The following is a 16087-nucleotide window of genomic DNA, read 5'->3' as shown; positions in this document are numbered from 1 at the left end:
CTTGTTTTACTCACTTTGCAGGGAACTTATATTCAATGAATAATTATTGATGTATTAACATTATCCATTTTTTATTAAAAACAATTAATTTAATAACATCAAAAAATATTGATATGAGAAAATTATCTACACTTTTATTAAGTTTCACTGCTCCGTTCTTTTTTGCCCAACAGGCAGGAGATGTTGTGAGTTTTGAACAAAAATTGGATCTGACTCCACAGGGAGTTACCAATTTCATCGCCAACAGTCTAGGCGAGCAGAACGCTCCGGATTTTGTCAGCTATCTCAATGGATTCAATGTGGGGCTTAAGGGCTATAAAATCACTTATTATACCAAAAATGAAAAGAATGTCTTAGTAAAGGCTACAGGACTTCTGATGTATCCGAACGTTAATTTTAAACTTTCCACGGTGGTTTCTGATCACGGAACGACCGACAGCAGAGATAATGTCCCTTCTAACTTCAAAGGAGCCTTAACCGCAGGGTTCGTAGTTGAATTATCATATGTACTTAACGGCTATATTCTGATGGCACCTGATTACGTAGGAATGGGAAGCGGAGACGGCGTTCATCCATATGTAGACGCTGCTACGGAAGCTGGCGCAACGATAGACTTTGTAAAGGCAGCCAATAAAGTGCTGGGTCAGTTAGGAATAAAAAGATACGATGAATACTTTCTGGCAGGCTATTCACAAGGTGCGCATGCCGCCATGTCCACTTTAAAAAGCCTGAATACCTCCAACCCTACCAATCTGAAGTTCAAGTATGCTTACATGGGAGACGGACCATATGATTTTTCAGGAGTTACCCTGAATAAAGGAGTCCTGGAAAAGGATTTTTATCCTTTCACTTCTTTCCTTGCCAATGTATTGCATACCTGCAATAATACAGGTTATAAAACCTACAATACGAGCATTTCTGAGGTCATTTCTCCGGAATATCTGGATAAATACAATTACCATGTGGTTCAGGACAACGGAGGCCTTCTTTGGGGACCTGTGATCTGGAGAAATCTTTTCACTCAGAATTTTGTTAATGATGTTACCAATAATCCCAACAATAACCTCAGACGATGCATGAAACCTAAGGATGTGTATGACTGGTACAACAAAACCCCTATGACCCTGGGACATTCCTCAGTAGACCTGGCTATTCCACCGGAAAACACTTCTAAAACCATTGATGTACAGCGGGGATATTATGCATGGTGGGATCTGAACAAATATAAGCTGGAATCATTATTTTGGGGACCTTTAGGCCATGTAGGGGGAATTGTTCCTTTTACATTAGCCTCCAATGCCAAATTCAATACACTCAGAAGCGGAGGTTTTCTGAATGAATGGGCCATACTGACTTCAAAACAACAGGGAAACAGCCAGCCTGAGACCCATACACTCTATTCTTCTCAATTAAAGCCGGATCTTGGAAAAATGCAGCTTGTAGGAGTTACAGATTTCAATCAGGAAAAAGCAGTAAGCAAATCAGGAACAAACGGCAGTTTATCATCATTAACAGATGGCGTCTATCTTTTAAAAGTACAGGAAAATAACAATCAGAAATTAATTCCATACGTTAAAAGCACACCCGTAGAAGTTCCTGAAAATGAAATTGTACAGTCTGAAAACAATAATATTTTAAAACTGAAAATACCACAGGAAGAACTGATCACTGTCAATATTTTTGATGGCAATAAAAATCTTTTAAGAACAGTTTCTCAGAAAGAGTATGCAGAAAACAATGGAATTGACATAAAAGGTCTTAATAATCAGAACACTTTTGAAGTGGTCACTCAGTTTTATAATCTTCAGTTCAGAAAAGCACTGGAAAACAGCTCATTATCTGACAAGACTGAGATATTTACGAAAAACCGCCAGATCGTCGCCAGAGCAGGCAATGGCATTAAAAACATCAGCATCTATAATATTTCGGGAACATTGATTATTCAGCAGGAAGTCAATAAATCAGAATTTGAATCAAAAAGCTTGGAACCAGGCATTTATATAGTTCAGTTCACCGGAAACGACGGGAAAACGGTGAATAAAAAAGTAAAATTATAAGACAATAGTACTAGTATATCTTCATTTCAAATGAGATGCACTTCAGCAATGAAGTGCATTTTTAATTGGAATAGGGCTTGATATTCTCAATAAAACTGAGATCAGGGTTCAATATTTCCAGAATAAGGTTCTTTACAGACTGCATGGCATCATCAATATTCCCTTTATCAAACTGCAGAGAAATGACTCCTTTTTTAGCTTCTGCAAAGCTCCAGATTCCCGTTTCTATAGGAAGTCCCCAAAATTCCGGAAGATTTTGTACCACATAATGATAAATGCAAAGCTGTAGAGCCTGTTTCCTTTCGCTGTTATGGAAATATTCATCTACGTTATTTTCATCTATTTTTACCGTGAGGTTTTTGATCTTTGCCGTTTTATAATCAATAATTCTTAGGGTCCCGTTAAGGCGGTCTATCCTGTCGATAAATCCGAAGAAAGAAATTTTGTCGTTGCCATCAAGATAAAAATCTACATTTTCGAATCTTTTTTCAATGTCCAGAATCTCCAGGGTATTACCATTTCTCACCAGTTCAAGATCATGATTCAGTACATTCTCTATCACTTTTTTAGCAATAGCCCTGTGAATAAAATTCATGCCTTTTTCATAGAATTCAGGCTGATGCTTCAGCTTTTCAATAGCAATATTAATGTATTGATCTATTTCTTTAATTGAATTTTGTAAATCCTTTTCTTTTAATACTTTACCTTTAAGTAATTCATATACTTCTTGAAGTGAATAATGAACCAGATTTCCGTAATTTTTAACAGACAGTTCTTCTTCTATTTCATCCGTTTCCGAGGTCTTCAATATCTTGGAAAGATAAAAATCTATAGGATTATAAAGATAGCTGGTCAGGTGTGATGCAGATACTTTTTCCTTCCATTTCTGCAACCTTTCCATCACGATTTCCGTCTTCAGAATTTCTATTGGTTGCGAAGCAATAGGTTCGGAAGAATTCTCAATAATAAGGTGCTCTATCTTATGGGAGCTCTCCATTTCTATCTGTGTGATAAATCTGCTCTTCTCTCCAGTATTCACTCCGGAACTGAGTGCATTGTACAGAAGATGGACATTTCGGGAATCCTGGATCAGCCTGTAAAAGTGATAGGCATAAATACTGTCATTTTCCAGGAACGTATGCATATCAAAATACCTTCTTATATCAAACGGAATATAAGTATTCTGTGAATTTCCTAAAGGCAGCTTCCCTTCATTCACAGAAAGCATGATTACATTTTCAAAATTCAGAAGACGGGTTTCCAGAAGACCCATAATCTGAAGTCCGCGGAGCGGTTCCCCCTGGAAATCTATACTTTCGGAATTGACATGCTGGTTGATCAGGATTTCCAGTGTTTCCATTTTGATTTCAAAATCATATGGACTGAGCTGGTTTTTAATAATTCTGAACGCATTTTCAAAATGGGAAACGTTTTCATATTGGATATCATCTATTTCCAGCCATTTGATCCGTTTACAGAAAGCGATAAGCATATCCAGGTAAACACCCGTATGATCAGCTTTTCTAAGAAGTCCATAATAAGAAAGCCCGCCCAGAAGCTCTTCTAAAAGCTTTTTTGATATATAAACGATATTCCTCTCCTCTATTTTTGTTCTGAAATTACCGATAATCAACTCATCTTCAGAAGACTTCGGAAGCTCTTCAAGGATCGGGAAAATATCTCTGTAGTAATAGGAAGATTTATTTTTCTCCAGCTGTTTCTGAAGATAGAAAAGCTGCTTTACGGCATTGGAAAAAGAAAGATTCTTCAAAGGAAAACCCATGGTAATATTCAGGTTTTCAACACCGTACATCACATCCAGACTTGCAGGAAGAAGATTTTCATCCAATAATACCACTGCGGTGTTGGAATAGGTCTTATTTTCAATTTCCTTAAATATTTCAGGCAGAACTTTAGTTTGCGTTACATTTCCGGAAACCTCATAAACTTTTATATTTTTTGGCTGATTAAAATCATCTTCTATCCACTGAAAAGCCCTGTTGTCATCAAATTCTTTCCATGTTTTATGGTTCCTGAGGAATTTTCCGGCTTCCTGTCTCTCATCATCAAAATAATAATGATCCGCCTGAAAGAAGCACTGTGCTTTATTCCGACGCAGTAAGCTCCTTACGAGCTTTTCTTCCACCGGTGTGAAAGCATTGAAGCCACAGAATACAAAATGTTCGGAAGTATTTTCGGCAAAAGCTGAGATCTTGGCCTTCGCAGTTTCATGAATCATCCCGGAAGTCGCCCAGTTTCTTTCCTGTAGTTTTTTCTTTAGAATTGGAAGAAAAACGTTCATATTCCGCCAGAAATTAAGGAATTTTTTACGTGGAACATCATCATCTTCACCCAGATCCTGAGCCCATTCTTTGATCCTTTCTTCATCAAACATATACTGTAAAACAGCTTCATCACTTTCAGAGAACTTCAGGATATCGTCCCAGTCCTTCTGAAGGGTCGGAAACCACTTTAAAAAGTCTGCAAAATCATCTTTCGGGATTAGACCAAGACTCCGGTAGACATCAAAGGCAAAAAGCCAAAGAGAGATTCCCTGAACAGGCTGTTTGCCTGCAATCCTGTCGATCAGCTCTTCTATGGTAAAGAAATTGGGAAGAAATCCTGAATAATTGTTTTCTTCCAGGATCTGCCTGATGAATACGATGGGACGTTTTCCGGGCAGAACAATATTGAACTCCGAAAGATCCTGGTTTTGGGCCAGCAGTTCGTGGATGATTTTATTGAGAAATTTCAAGAGGCTTTATAGCTTTTTAAATGGTCCAGTTCTTCAGCAATGAGAGCATTGTATTCTGCTTGCTTTTCTTTATTCATTCCATGTTCCGTAACCCTGTCGTAAGACATCTGGAAATTTTTGTAATCGTTTGATATTTTGCTGTAAACTGCATTAAAACTTTTATTGTAATCACCGGAAGTTTTGATCTTCTCTCCTATCTCTTTCCTGAATTTTCTGACAAACAATTCTGCAATATCAAAATGCATTTGCTCATGCAGCAGGATATAATCATTTATTTTTTTGACATCTTTCCAGGATCTGTCTTCATTAAAAATAGCAGTGATCTCAATTTTAACCGGAGATTTAGGATTGGTGGATTTCACTACAGAATATTCCCAGCCGCAGTGTGTATAGGCAGCTACATCGGGATGATTTTTTCTATTTATGGGGCTTTTAAAGTTACCCCAGACCAGCTTATGATCTTCCTGCCAGATAATTTTCTGCCCAAAAAGAGCATTGGCAAAAAGAAAAAAGCAAAGTGAAATCCATTTCATTATTATTCTACTACAATTTTTTTGGTGATCCAGCTGTTACCGCCATTCCAGAATTTAAAGGTATACGTTCCTGTCTGGCGCGGACTGAAGTTGATCTGGTTGGCTCCCACATGGGTTTCCTGTGTACAGGGACCGTCCGTAGTATATTTATAAGCGGTAACAGATCTTTCCAGGCTGCTGTCATGAATATAATCATATCCATAAAAACCCTCACATTGGGACGAATAGGTAGAATACGTCTTAATACTCTGTATTGAATAGACATCCATAGTATCCTGCATGATCTTTACACTGTCGATTTTGATCTTACCTATAGATTGTACAGTCTGGTAATCATCGTCTTCGCAGGAAACAAAAACCATTCCTGAAAACAATACAGAAAATCCAATATTTAAAAGTTTTTTCATAACCTTAAATTTACTGATTATTAATAAAAATTCAGCAAAAATTATTCCCTAATTCATCAAAATTAAGAATTAAAATTGCCTTTTGATACATAAATCACTTTTTTAGTATCAAAAAATTCTTCATCAAAATAGTTTTTAAGATTGAAGATTTCACATTTAATTCCGGCTAATTCTTCTGCAAGGTCGCCGCCTTTTAAATATAAAACCCCGTTATGTTTGGGATTAAACTGTTCTTTCTCAAACTTTCCTTTCAGCCATCTGAGGAATTCCGGCATCTGAGTTACAGCACGGCTTACCACAAAATGAAACTTTTCTTTTACTTTTTCCGCTCTTCCGTGAATGGCCGTTAAATTAGTTAACCCGATTCCTTCTGCCACTGCTTTCACCACAGTAATTTTTTTTCCGATAGAATCAACTAAAGTAAATTCCGTTTCCGGAAATAAAATTGCCAGGGGAATCCCCGGAAAACCTCCTCCTGTTCCTATATCCAGCACTTTTGTTCCGGGTGCAAATTCCATTATTTTTGCAATTCCTAAGGAGTGAAGAACATGCTTCTCATACAGCGATTCCATATCTTTTCTTGAGATCACATTGATTTTTTCATTCCACTCATTATACAGTTTCTCCAACTGGGAAAACTGCTCGATCTGCTTCTCCGTAAGATCAGGAAAGTATTTTAATAGTAACGATGCTGCCATATGAATTATTATAATCTACAAAAATAAGTTTTATTTCTGTTGTATTCAAATGAAGTTGTCCGGATCAGATTTTAAATTTCAGCTTCTTTAGTCGATATTATTTCGCAATCCCCGGAATAACAGGTACACTTAAATTTCCGGCCTGATTAATCGTCTGAACGGCAAAAATATAATTGTCTTTTGAAAGTGGGATTTTAATGGAAAGCTCTTTAGTGAATATCTTTTTTTGCCAAACGGGACTATCCGTTTCTCTTACAAGAATATAATACCCCGCTGGTGTTCCGGATTTTGGCTTTTCCCATCTTACTGAGGTGGAGTTGGTAAGCTCTTTAACCATTACTTCTACCCGCTCAGGTTTTGAAGCAGCTTTGGCAAGACTTGCCAGAACAGCAATATTTGCCGCAACGTTTCTTTTCAGATAGTTAAAATCTATAAATTCAGGAAGATCTCCGTACTGCTTATTATTTTCAACTCTTATATCCTGATGTTGATGATCATAGTTTTCATAATATTCAGTGAGCCTTACGGAAGGAAATCCCTGACTGACAAAGCTGGAATGATCTCCGCCACGTAAAAACCTGTCGTTCCTGTAAATCAGCTTCACTTCTAGTCCTTTTACATATTGTTCTGCAATTTCTTTAATATACCGGGCCAGTTGCCGGGATTCACTGTCGTTTTCAAGTCCCAGGTTCCTTATACCCATTGCTTTTTTATCGAGTTCTGCATAAGGCAGCCCTTCGCTAAAAACCCTTAATGTATGGTTATTGATCTCTCCTGTTTCTCCTGCTTTAGAATTTCCGATCATGTCATTGTTCAGAACTGCTTCTATCTGCAGGTTCTCTTTTTTGGCTTTATCTGCCAAAAGCTTAGATCCAAGCAAAGACTGTTCTTCTCCGGAAAAAGTAACGAAAATAACGGATGCCGGAAAAGAAGATCTGCTCAAAATTCGCGCAGCTTCTATAACAGCACTCACTCCGCTCCCATCATCGTTGGCACCCGGCGCGTATGAAATTCTGTTCATTACATCAGTAACCCGCGAATCCAGGTGTGCAGAAATCAGGAAAATTCTTTTATCATTAGGATCTGTACCTTTTAGAAAGGCTATAGGATTTCCCAAGTTGGTAACCCTGTCTATCCGTTTTCCATCCGGCTGAATGTTTTCCTGCTGTAAGTAAACATCCATTCTTCCTCCGGAATTCTTTGCATAGTCTTTAAATTTTCCAAGTACCCAGTTCCTTGCCGCTCCTATTCCCTGATTTTTATCATCAACAGAACTTAAAGTATGCCTGGTATGAAAGCTTACAAGCTTGCCGATATAGGATTTTAAAGAATCCGAGCTTACTTCAGAAACGTATTTTTTTATTTCATCATCTTTTGTTTTTGTTTGGGAAAAACTTACAAAAGGAACCAACAATAAAAGGAGAGAATATTTCATACCCACTGAATATTTAGATAGCTAAATATACAAAAACATAATATTGGGCACCGCTTTTCATTTCCATGTTCTTAGGAACTGAATATTTCGGCAGAAAAGTATAAAAGACTATACTTTAATGATTAAAATTTAAAAAACCTGACAAAAATCTTTTTTCCTGCCCTACTTTTATTTCCCGGCAAAACGTTTTTATTATATATTTGTTAAAATTCAAAAAGACCCACATGGATAAACTTTCAGATAGAGTAAAGAGATTAGGTTACTCACAGACTTTCGTAATGTCAAACAAAGCAAGAGAAATGAAGGCCGCCGGCATTGATGTGATTAGTCTGACACTTGGCGAACCGGATTTCGATGTTCCGGACAATATCAAACAGGCAGCTTTTGACGCGATTAACCAAAACTACAGCCATTACTCTCCTGTTCCCGGGTTTCTTGAACTTCGTGAAGCGGTTGCCCACAAATTAAAAAGAGACAACAATCTTGATTATAAGCCAAGCCAGATCTGTGTTTCCAACGGAGCTAAACAAGCTATTTTAAATGTATTGGCCTCCGTGGTCAATGATGGTGACGAAGTTCTTCTTCCAGCACCTTATTGGGTAAGCTATGATGAAATGGTAAAAATGATGGGGGGAACTTCAGTAATGCTGCCGACTTCTTATGTTACAGATTTCAAGATCACTGCCGAACAACTTGAAGAATCCATTACAGATAAAACAAAAGCTATTCTTTTCAGTTCTCCATGTAACCCTTCCGGTGGATATTATACCTATGATGAGTTAAAATCGATGGCGAAAGTTATTGCCAAATATCCTCATGTAACGGTTATTTCGGATGAGATCTACGAGTACATCAATTACGAAACAAAAACAACATCCATCGCTCAATTCCCTGAAGTATATGAGCAGACTGCTGTGATTAACGGAATGTCTAAAGCATTTGCCATGACAGGATGGAGAATCGGGTATTCTGCCTGTCCGGAATGGCTGGCTAAAGCCTGCGAAAAGGTTCAGGGACAAATGACCAGCGGAGCCAATACAGTGGCTCAGAGAGCTTCTATTACTGCTCTAAAAACAGATCCTTCCGAGTACAAATACATGATTGATGCGTTCCAGAAAAGAAGAGATCTGGTGTATGACCTGATGAAAGAAATTCCAGGATTCAAAGTATTACTTCCAAAAGCTGCATTTTACTTCTTCCCGGATATCTCCCACTATATCGGAAAAACACTGAATGGCACTGAAATCAAAGACTCTGATGATTTCGCGATGTTCTTATTGGAAAATGCCCATGTTGGATGTGTAGGCGGTGTTTCCTTCGGAAGCCCGGAATGTATCAGATTTTCTTATGCAGCTTCTGAAGAGGATCTTAGAGAAGCGATGAAACGAATTAAAGATGCTTTAGCTCCATTTAATTCATAAATTAGACTGAATAAAAATTAGTATAAAGTAAACAAAAAAGCTCTGATTTCAGGGCTTTTTTCTTATAGTTCCATTAAAAACAATTATAGATTTTATTTATCGATATTGATTTGTTTGATAGATGGAATATTTATATATTTGCACAAGAAAATTTAATATAAAAACAGAAAATTATGTCTTTAGTAGGAAAAAAATTCCCAAATGTAACAATCGATGCTATGTCTGAAATGGGTGATGATCTTAGAATCAACATTCTTGAAGAAGCTACTTCTAACCAGCAAAAAGTAATTTTATTCTGGTATCCGAAAGATTTCACTTTCGTATGTCCTACAGAGCTTCACGCTTTCCAGGATGCTTTAGGTGAATTCGAAAAAAGAAACACTAAAGTAATCGGTGCTTCTTGTGATACTAATGAGGTACACTTTGCATGGTTGAACACTCCAAAAGATAACGGAGGTATTGAAGGAGTAACTTACCCACTTTTAGCTGATACTCACAGACAATTGGCAAACATCCTAGGAATTGTAGATCAGGATTTCGAATACAATGAAGATGGAGAGGAAACTTTCACAGGTTCTAATGTAACATACAGAGCAACATACCTAATCGACGAAACTGGAAAAATTTTCCATGAGTCTGTAAACGATATGCCTCTTGGTAGAAACGTGAAAGAATATTTAAGACTTATCGACGCTTACACGCACGTTCAAAAACATGGTGAAGTATGTCCTGCCAACTGGGAAGAAGGAAAAGATGCTATGAAAGCAGACAGAACTTCTACAGCAGAATACTTAGCTAAGAACTAAATTTAATATAACAATGTAGCAATCTAACAGTATAACAATTTTAAGATTCGTTTTTTAATTGTTAGATTGGTAAATTATTAGATTGCTACATTGTTTATTTTTTCTAAAAATAAACTTATGTACACAGAATTAACAGAAGATACTTTACAGAATATCGTGAACGACAATGAAAAAGTAGTTGTTCAGTACGGTGCCACATGGTGCGGAAACTGCAGAATCATGAAGCCTAAATTTAAAAAATTAGCATCAGAAAACGAAGAAATTCCTTTCTTATATGTAGATGCTGAAAAGCTTCCTGAAAGCAGAAAATTAGCAACCGTTGATAACCTTCCTACTTTTGCAGTTTTTAAAAACGGTGAATTGGTAAACCAGGTACAGAGCAACCAGGCTGAAAGTTTAATTAATCTTTTTAAAGAAATACAGTAATGAAGTTACCCGTAATCCGACAGTTTTATCAGAATCAGACGTCTGAAAATCTTGAAAAAACATTAGAGGTTTTAGAAAGCTTCTGCGAATTCAGAGGAACCAGCGAAGAAGATCTGAATGTAGCAGGAGAGCTGATCACAAATATCTGCGGCGCTTTGGAAGTGCACGCCAGCGTTCAGAACGGAATGAGCGAAAAAGACGCTTTAAATTCTTTTGCACAGAAGGTCTTAGGATCCATTGACAAGTAATTTTTTCATTCGATCGATTTTAATTAATAGTAAAAAATTACAACAAAAACACAGTACTACTGAGGCTTTCCTCGATACTATATTTTCTCAATTCTTTAGTTTTTAATTTAAACACACGCTTCAAAGCTTCTGTAATATGCCATTGCTGACGCTGCTGCTTCTGTTTATATAGATTAAAGAATCCACTAAAATTCCAGTGATATTTTCACCGGGATTTTTTGGTTAAATGGCTGAATTAAAATTAAAGTATTTTTTTTGAAAACATTTGTGCCATTTGTGTAAAAAAATACAAAAAATAATCCCGGTGAAAATATCACCAGGATTATTTATAAGATAGAATCCGAATTTACAATTCTTCTCCTTTCATTTTTAAATTAACTAGCTTCTTCTGCTCATTAAGATTCTCAGAATATACCAGAACAAAAGCATAATGGATGCAAAAAGCTGCAATGAAGCACCTACATACTGCCCTGTAGAATAAACATCTTTAAGCTTACTTGTTTCATAAAGAATACTTGCAGAAGCCAAAAGCACCATTCCTACTGAGAACCAAAGTCCCAGATTGAACCCAAAAATCGCTCCGGCTACAATAAGCCCTATCGAAAGAAAACCTCCGATAACAATAATATTTCTTAGGAACGAAAAATCTTTTTTTGAAGTAAATGCCACTGCCGAAAGTCCGGCAAACAGGGCAATCGTAAGCATGGCAGCCTGGAATATAATATTTCCTCCACCCTGCATTCCTGCTGCGATATAGATCATAGGCATGAAAATCACCGCTTCCAGAATAATATAGAAGCCTAATCCGAAATACTGTGTTGTTCTGCTCTGCGAAAGTGACCATTTAGAAGCCAGCATCGAAGCCAGCCAGAAAACACCGATAATCAGTAGCCATGTGTATTTCTGTCCGAACATCATAGCAATGATCTCCACAGGAACCGTTTTCAGTAAAATAGTTTCAACCCCGATAAATGCCAGGATTGATAAAGCGACATGCAGGTAAGTTTTTCTGTAAAAAGCTGCTTTTTCCACATCGGAGGAATGAGCAACTAAAACATCTGTCATCATAGTTAGTATTTTTATTGTTTTAAATTATTTATCTTTTTTTGCCGGCATTACCCCAATAATCTTTCCATCCTCTTCAAAAACAGCCATAATTACCTCTTTTGAAGAAGAATCTCCTGCATATTTGTAGTTGATGCTTGGCAAACTGGAACCATCCATCAATCTGTGGTATCCCGTTTTTAAAATTTCCAGCTTTTTATTCACATCAAAGCCTTCTTTTACTTTTTTAAGAACATCGTCCGTAACAATATCTTTTACCTTATCGGAAAGAAGTGCATCAACGCCTGAACGATCCGAAGATTTAAGTGCTTCAACAAACTTAAGAAAGTTGTCATTATACAGATTAATCTTCTCTTTGCTTAACTGCACAGGAATTTCTTTCTGAACTTTTTCAACCTTCACGCCTGTTACTTTCTGAGCAAACATCAGCTGTGCGGCAAGAACTGTAAGTCCTAAAAATATTTTTTTCATAATCTTTTTTGTTATTGGTAAAATAGTGAGTTAAGATACGAAAATCAGACCACTTCCAAAAATTTCATCGTATCTACATTATCGGCATACGTATCCAAAGCAGGGTGCTGCGCTTCTCCGAAAGGAATTGAATCCAATCCCAGCTCATCTTTTGCCACAATACACTGGATATTCTCTTCATTTTCGGCAATGAAATTTTTAACATCATCCAAAGATGAATACCTGCTGAAATGGATCACGGAAAGCGGGCTGAAAAGCTTATCATCCTCTTTCAGCATAACAAAATTATTATCCCAGAATTTATCCTGGTTCAGGAGATAAACTGCCCTGTTATAATCATAGTTATTTGCATATTTATTATGATTAATGATATCCTGGAAGCCTATAAAACTTTCAAATAGCCTGTCGATAAGAAAGTCTTCAGGAATAAAAATTCTGGTTACATTTCTGCATCCCAAACCGAAATACCTGAAAATATCTTCCGCCAGAAGCTGAAGTTCTTCAGGAGTCTCATCACCTTTCAGAACCGCCGCAGAGGTTCTGTTTTTTCTAATAATGCTTAAATGGTCCTTGAAATAATATTCCAAGTACCTTGCCGTATTATTGCTTCCTGTTGCAATCACAGCATCAAAATTCTCCAGTCTTTCAACAAATTCAAACTGGACAGCTCCATCTGACAATTCATTCCATTTTTTCAGCAGGAACGGGACCATCTGTTTATCTTTTGAAGACAGCTTAATCAAAGGAATGTGTCCGCTTAAAACAACAGATATCACATCATGCAGTCCTACCAATGGAATATTTCCGGCCAGGATCAATCCTACTCTTTTTGAAGTTTTGGAAACGGAATAGTTTCTAAGCCAATTGTTTATATTTTCCTGAATAAGCAAATGAGTCCATTCTGTAAGAGCAAATTTCTGATTCTCAAGGGTAAACCAGGGATTCTCTATTTCGGATCTTCTCAGCAATAACTCAAAATCCGTATCATGATCATTATAATCCGCAGGATTCTTTGCTAAAAACTCTTTTATATATACACTTAACTTAATAAGTCCTAAAACTTTATTTTCGATATTCATAATTACTTTTAAATTGGGGAATATTTTGTAATTTTGTGCAAATTTAAAAAAAATTAGCGATGGCTATTAAAATAACTGATGAATGCATTAATTGCGGAGCCTGCGAACCGGAATGCCCAAATAATGCAATATATGAAGGGGCCGTAGATTGGAAAGCTTCTGAAGGTACTGCCCTTACAGGTACTGTGACCATGCCGTCAGGACTTACTGTAGATGCAGATTCGCCGCAGGAACCGGTAAGTGATGATGTATATTTCATTGTAACAGATAAATGTACGGAATGTAAAGGCTTCCATGAAGAACCTCAGTGTGCAGCTGTCTGCCCGGTAGACTGTTGTGTTCCGGACGAAGACCACGTAGAATCTGAAGAAACCCTGCTTAATAAAAAAGCATTCTTACACGGTGAATAATAAAAGCTCCGTCTCAGCATAATGAGGCGGTTTTTTTAACCATAAACTTAAAGGAATCTAGTAAAATATCAATAATAAACCGCAAGTCCATAAAATTCTTGCACAACCAAAAAAGTAAAAATATGAGCAAAAAGCACAACTTCAGCGCAGGACCATGCATCTTACCTCAGGAGGTATTTGAAAAATCAGCAGAAGCTATTTTAGATTTTAACGGAATCGGACTGTCTCTCCTTGAAATTTCGCACAGAAGCAAGGATTTTGTTGCTGTAATGGACGAAGCACGTGCCATTGTGAAAAGACTGATGAACCTTGGTGATGATTATGAAGTGCTTTATTTAGGTGGCGGTGCAAGCCTGCAGTTTGCGATGGTTCCCTACAATCTGCTGAAAGTAGGCGGTAAAGCAGCTTACCTGGATACAGGAACATGGGCGGCAGGAGCTATTAAAGAAGCTAAGAAATTAGGAAATGTGGATGTGGTAGGCTCTTCCAAAGAAGAAAACTATTCTTTCATTCCTAAAAATTATACGGTAGGTTCAGAATACGATTATTTCCACTGCACCTCGAACAATACAATCTACGGAACTCAGATGAAATCTTTCCCCGAGGTAGATACTTTGATGGTTTGTGATATGAGTTCTGATATTTTCTCAAGACAACTTGATTTTTCAAAATTTGATCTTATCTATGCCGGAGCTCAGAAAAATATGGGACCTGCAGGAGTTACCCTGGTGGTGATTAAAAAAGAAATTCTTGGGAAAACAGGAAGAGAGAACATGCTTTCTATTCTGGATTATTCCCAACATATTTCAAAAGAATCCATGTACAACACCCCTCCGGTTTTCCCTGTCTATGCTTCCCTTCTTACTTTACAGTATCTTGAAAAGAACGGAGGAATTGCGGCAGCAGAAGCCAGAAATGAGGCAAAGGCAAAACTTTTATATGATGAGATCGACAGCAATCCTCTATTTGAAACATTCTGTGTAAAAGAAGACCGTTCTTTAATGAATGTTTCTTTCAACATCACAGATGAGAGCAAAAAAGAAGCATTCGACGCTGCATGGAAAGCCGCAGGAATAAGCGGACTGAATGGACACAGAAGCCTGGGTGGTTACAGAGCAAGTTTATACAATGCTTTACCTATTGAAAGTGTGCAGGTTCTTGTTGATGTTATGAAATCTATTAAATAATTGAGCATTAAAAATTCAAAGATTGAAAAATTTAGAGCAGTTAATTAAAATTTATTAATTTGCGCCCCGATTTAAAATTTTTAAATAATTAAATTTTTCAATCTTTAAATCTAAATAACACATGAAAGTTTTAGCAAACGACGGAATCTCGAAAACAGGAGAACTGGCCCTTACGGAGGCAGGATTTGAAGTCCTGCCGAACAGAGTGGCACAGAATCACGTGATCAATTTCATTAATGAAAATAACGTGGATATTCTTTTGGTAAGGAGCGCGACGAAAGTAAGACAGGACATAATCGATGCTTGCCCAAGCCTGAAAATCATTGGACGCGGCGGTATCGGAATGGATAATATTGATGTTGATTATGCTAAAAGCAAAGGTATAAAAGTGATCAACACGCCTACAGCATCTTCAAAATCAGTAGCTGAGCTTGTTTTCGGACACTTTTTTGCACTGGCAAGATTCCTTCACGAATCGAACCGGCTGATGCCATTGGAGGGGGAAACCCATTTCGATGCTATGAAAAAGTCATTCAGCAAAGCGTATGAACTTTCAGGAAAAACACTTGGAGTAATCGGCTTTGGAAGTATCGGGCAGGAAGTTGTAAAAATGGGGATAGCATTGGGAATGAAAATTAAGGTGCTGACAAAAAATCCTAAGACAAGAGTTCTTACCCTGGACTTTTTCGATGGACAGAGTCTGAACTTTGAGATCACTTCCACCAATGATATGGATGCTTTCCTTAAAGATACAGATTTCATCAGCATCAATACTCCAAAAACGAATGAATATATTATAGACACACCTCAGTTTGAAAAAATGAAAGATGGAGTCTACATAGTAAATACTGCAAGAGGCGGTGTAATCAATGAGGTAACCCTTATAGATTTCATTGAATCTGAAAAAGTAGCGGGAGCCGCACTGGATGTATTCGAAAACGAACCGACTCCGGAACTCCCTTTACTGATGAATCCTGCATTATCTCTTTCACCTCACGTAGGTGGAAACACCATAGATGCACAGGAGAAAATCGGAGCAGAACTTGCAGAACAAATTATTAAGCTACAAAAAGAAACCATAAGATAAAA

At 37.3% G+C, this 16087-nt stretch carries 16 protein-coding genes; 8 read left to right on the top strand and 8 right to left on the bottom strand.

Features of this window, described 5'->3' with window-relative positions:
* The first annotated feature begins 113 nt into the window (after positions 1-113).
* Positions 114-2057 (top strand): T9SS type A sorting domain-containing protein, encoded by a 1944-nt coding sequence (locus tag ACTJIV_RS12550; protein ID WP_440627865.1) that lies wholly within the window; start codon positions 114-116, stop codon positions 2055-2057.
* Positions 2058-2118: 61 nt separating this feature from the next.
* Here the strand turns inward: ACTJIV_RS12550 and ACTJIV_RS12545 are convergent, their stop codons facing one another.
* From ACTJIV_RS12545 to ACTJIV_RS12525, 5 genes are all read right to left on the bottom strand, one after another.
* Positions 2119-4812 (bottom strand): PD-(D/E)XK nuclease family protein, encoded by a 2694-nt coding sequence (locus ACTJIV_RS12545; protein ID WP_440627863.1) that lies wholly within the window; start codon positions 4810-4812, stop codon positions 2119-2121.
* Positions 4809-5345 carry a DUF922 domain-containing protein gene (locus ACTJIV_RS12540; protein ID WP_440627861.1) on the bottom strand — a complete coding sequence of 179 codons (537 nt, stop codon included), beginning with the start codon at positions 5343-5345 and terminating at the stop codon, positions 4809-4811. Before ACTJIV_RS12540 ends, ACTJIV_RS12545 begins: the two co-directional genes overlap by 4 nt.
* A 2-nt stretch (positions 5346-5347) precedes the next feature.
* A complete protein-coding gene (locus ACTJIV_RS12535; protein WP_440627859.1) occupies positions 5348-5752 on the bottom strand; it encodes a hypothetical protein in 405 nt (134 codons plus the stop codon).
* Positions 5753-5814: 62 nt separating this feature from the next.
* Positions 5815-6450, bottom strand: a complete 636-nt coding sequence (rsmG, locus tag ACTJIV_RS12530) for a 16S rRNA (guanine(527)-N(7))-methyltransferase RsmG (RefSeq protein ID WP_111952984.1) — start codon at positions 6448-6450, stop codon at positions 5815-5817.
* Between the two features lie 97 nt (positions 6451-6547).
* A complete protein-coding gene (locus ACTJIV_RS12525; RefSeq protein WP_440627857.1) occupies positions 6548-7885 on the bottom strand; it encodes a M20/M25/M40 family metallo-hydrolase in 1338 nt (445 codons plus the stop codon).
* A gap of 224 nt (positions 7886-8109) precedes the next feature.
* On the opposite strand from ACTJIV_RS12525, the gene ACTJIV_RS12520 reads away from it, so the two are divergent.
* The 4 genes from ACTJIV_RS12520 (at position 8110) to ACTJIV_RS12505 (ending at position 10786) form a co-directional block, all read left to right on the top strand.
* On the top strand, positions 8110-9306 hold the full coding sequence (locus ACTJIV_RS12520) for a pyridoxal phosphate-dependent aminotransferase (RefSeq protein ID WP_440627855.1): 1197 nt from the start codon (positions 8110-8112) through the stop codon (positions 9304-9306).
* 173 nt (positions 9307-9479) lie between these two features.
* Positions 9480-10112, top strand: coding sequence for a peroxiredoxin (locus ACTJIV_RS12515; RefSeq protein ID WP_111952978.1), 633 nt, complete (start codon positions 9480-9482; stop codon positions 10110-10112).
* Positions 10113-10229: 117 nt separating this feature from the next.
* On the top strand, positions 10230-10538 hold the full coding sequence (locus tag ACTJIV_RS12510) for a thioredoxin family protein (protein ID WP_034707328.1): 309 nt from the start codon (positions 10230-10232) through the stop codon (positions 10536-10538).
* Positions 10538-10786 carry a DUF6952 family protein gene (locus tag ACTJIV_RS12505; RefSeq protein WP_440627852.1) on the top strand — a complete coding sequence of 83 codons (249 nt, stop codon included), beginning with the start codon at positions 10538-10540 and terminating at the stop codon, positions 10784-10786. The genes ACTJIV_RS12510 and ACTJIV_RS12505 overlap by 1 nt, the downstream gene beginning before the upstream one ends.
* A 378-nt stretch (positions 10787-11164) precedes the next feature.
* Here ACTJIV_RS12505 and ACTJIV_RS12500 read toward each other — a convergent pair whose 3' ends face one another.
* From ACTJIV_RS12500 to ACTJIV_RS12490, 3 genes are read right to left on the bottom strand one after another with little or no spacing between them, the layout of a single operon-like run.
* On the bottom strand, positions 11165-11854 hold the full coding sequence (locus ACTJIV_RS12500) for a Bax inhibitor-1/YccA family protein (protein WP_440627850.1): 690 nt from the start codon (positions 11852-11854) through the stop codon (positions 11165-11167).
* A gap of 24 nt (positions 11855-11878) precedes the next feature.
* A complete protein-coding gene (locus ACTJIV_RS12495) occupies positions 11879-12322 on the bottom strand; it encodes a peptidylprolyl isomerase (protein WP_111952974.1) in 444 nt (147 codons plus the stop codon).
* A gap of 44 nt (positions 12323-12366) precedes the next feature.
* On the bottom strand, positions 12367-13401 hold the full coding sequence (locus tag ACTJIV_RS12490; RefSeq protein ID WP_440627848.1) for an acyl-CoA reductase: 1035 nt from the start codon (positions 13399-13401) through the stop codon (positions 12367-12369).
* A gap of 59 nt (positions 13402-13460) precedes the next feature.
* Here ACTJIV_RS12490 and ACTJIV_RS12485 point away from each other — a divergent pair, with 59 nt between their 5' ends.
* From ACTJIV_RS12485 to ACTJIV_RS12475, 3 genes are all read left to right on the top strand, one after another.
* Positions 13461-13811, top strand: a complete 351-nt coding sequence (locus ACTJIV_RS12485) for a 4Fe-4S binding protein (RefSeq protein WP_040999034.1) — start codon at positions 13461-13463, stop codon at positions 13809-13811.
* Positions 13812-13933: 122 nt separating this feature from the next.
* On the top strand, positions 13934-14998 hold the full coding sequence (serC, locus tag ACTJIV_RS12480) for a 3-phosphoserine/phosphohydroxythreonine transaminase (RefSeq protein ID WP_440627845.1): 1065 nt from the start codon (positions 13934-13936) through the stop codon (positions 14996-14998).
* A gap of 121 nt (positions 14999-15119) precedes the next feature.
* Entirely contained in the window at positions 15120-16085 is a 966-nt protein-coding gene (locus tag ACTJIV_RS12475) for a D-2-hydroxyacid dehydrogenase (RefSeq protein WP_111952968.1), read from the top strand.
* Positions 16086-16087 lie beyond the last annotated feature (2 nt).

Origin of the sequence: Chryseobacterium sp. 22532 (genome assembly GCF_052044665.1) — a bacterium.
Classification (GTDB): Bacteria; Bacteroidota; Bacteroidia; order Flavobacteriales; family Weeksellaceae; genus Chryseobacterium; species Chryseobacterium lathyri.
This window is presented reverse-complemented; position numbering and strand designations above follow the sequence as displayed.

What these genes read in the sequence shown, in the direction of transcription:
- ACTJIV_RS12485 (WP_040999034.1), top strand. Translation starts at nt 13,461, where the DNA reads ATGGCTATTAAAATAACTGATGAATGCATTAATTGCGGAGCCTGCGAA.
- ACTJIV_RS12520 (WP_440627855.1), top strand. Translation starts at nt 8,110, where the DNA reads ATGGATAAACTTTCAGATAGAGTAAAGAGATTAGGTTACTCACAGACT.
- ACTJIV_RS12535 (WP_440627859.1), bottom strand. Translation starts at nt 5,752, where the DNA reads ATGAAAAAACTTTTAAATATTGGATTTTCTGTATTGTTTTCAGGAATG.
- ACTJIV_RS12475 (WP_111952968.1), top strand. Translation starts at nt 15,120, where the DNA reads ATGAAAGTTTTAGCAAACGACGGAATCTCGAAAACAGGAGAACTGGCC.
- ACTJIV_RS12525 (WP_440627857.1), bottom strand. Translation starts at nt 7,885, where the DNA reads ATGAAATATTCTCTCCTTTTATTGTTGGTTCCTTTTGTAAGTTTTTCC.
- ACTJIV_RS12505 (WP_440627852.1), top strand. Translation starts at nt 10,538, where the DNA reads ATGAAGTTACCCGTAATCCGACAGTTTTATCAGAATCAGACGTCTGAA.
- ACTJIV_RS12510 (WP_034707328.1), top strand. Translation starts at nt 10,230, where the DNA reads ATGTACACAGAATTAACAGAAGATACTTTACAGAATATCGTGAACGAC.
- ACTJIV_RS12490 (WP_440627848.1), bottom strand. Translation starts at nt 13,401, where the DNA reads ATGAATATCGAAAATAAAGTTTTAGGACTTATTAAGTTAAGTGTATAT.
- ACTJIV_RS12495 (WP_111952974.1), bottom strand. Translation starts at nt 12,322, where the DNA reads ATGAAAAAAATATTTTTAGGACTTACAGTTCTTGCCGCACAGCTGATG.
- ACTJIV_RS12540 (WP_440627861.1), bottom strand. Translation starts at nt 5,345, where the DNA reads ATGAAATGGATTTCACTTTGCTTTTTTCTTTTTGCCAATGCTCTTTTT.
- serC (WP_440627845.1), top strand. Translation starts at nt 13,934, where the DNA reads ATGAGCAAAAAGCACAACTTCAGCGCAGGACCATGCATCTTACCTCAG.
- ACTJIV_RS12550 (WP_440627865.1), top strand. Translation starts at nt 114, where the DNA reads ATGAGAAAATTATCTACACTTTTATTAAGTTTCACTGCTCCGTTCTTT.
- ACTJIV_RS12500 (WP_440627850.1), bottom strand. Translation starts at nt 11,854, where the DNA reads ATGATGACAGATGTTTTAGTTGCTCATTCCTCCGATGTGGAAAAAGCA.
- ACTJIV_RS12515 (WP_111952978.1), top strand. Translation starts at nt 9,480, where the DNA reads ATGTCTTTAGTAGGAAAAAAATTCCCAAATGTAACAATCGATGCTATG.
- rsmG (WP_111952984.1), bottom strand. Translation starts at nt 6,450, where the DNA reads ATGGCAGCATCGTTACTATTAAAATACTTTCCTGATCTTACGGAGAAG.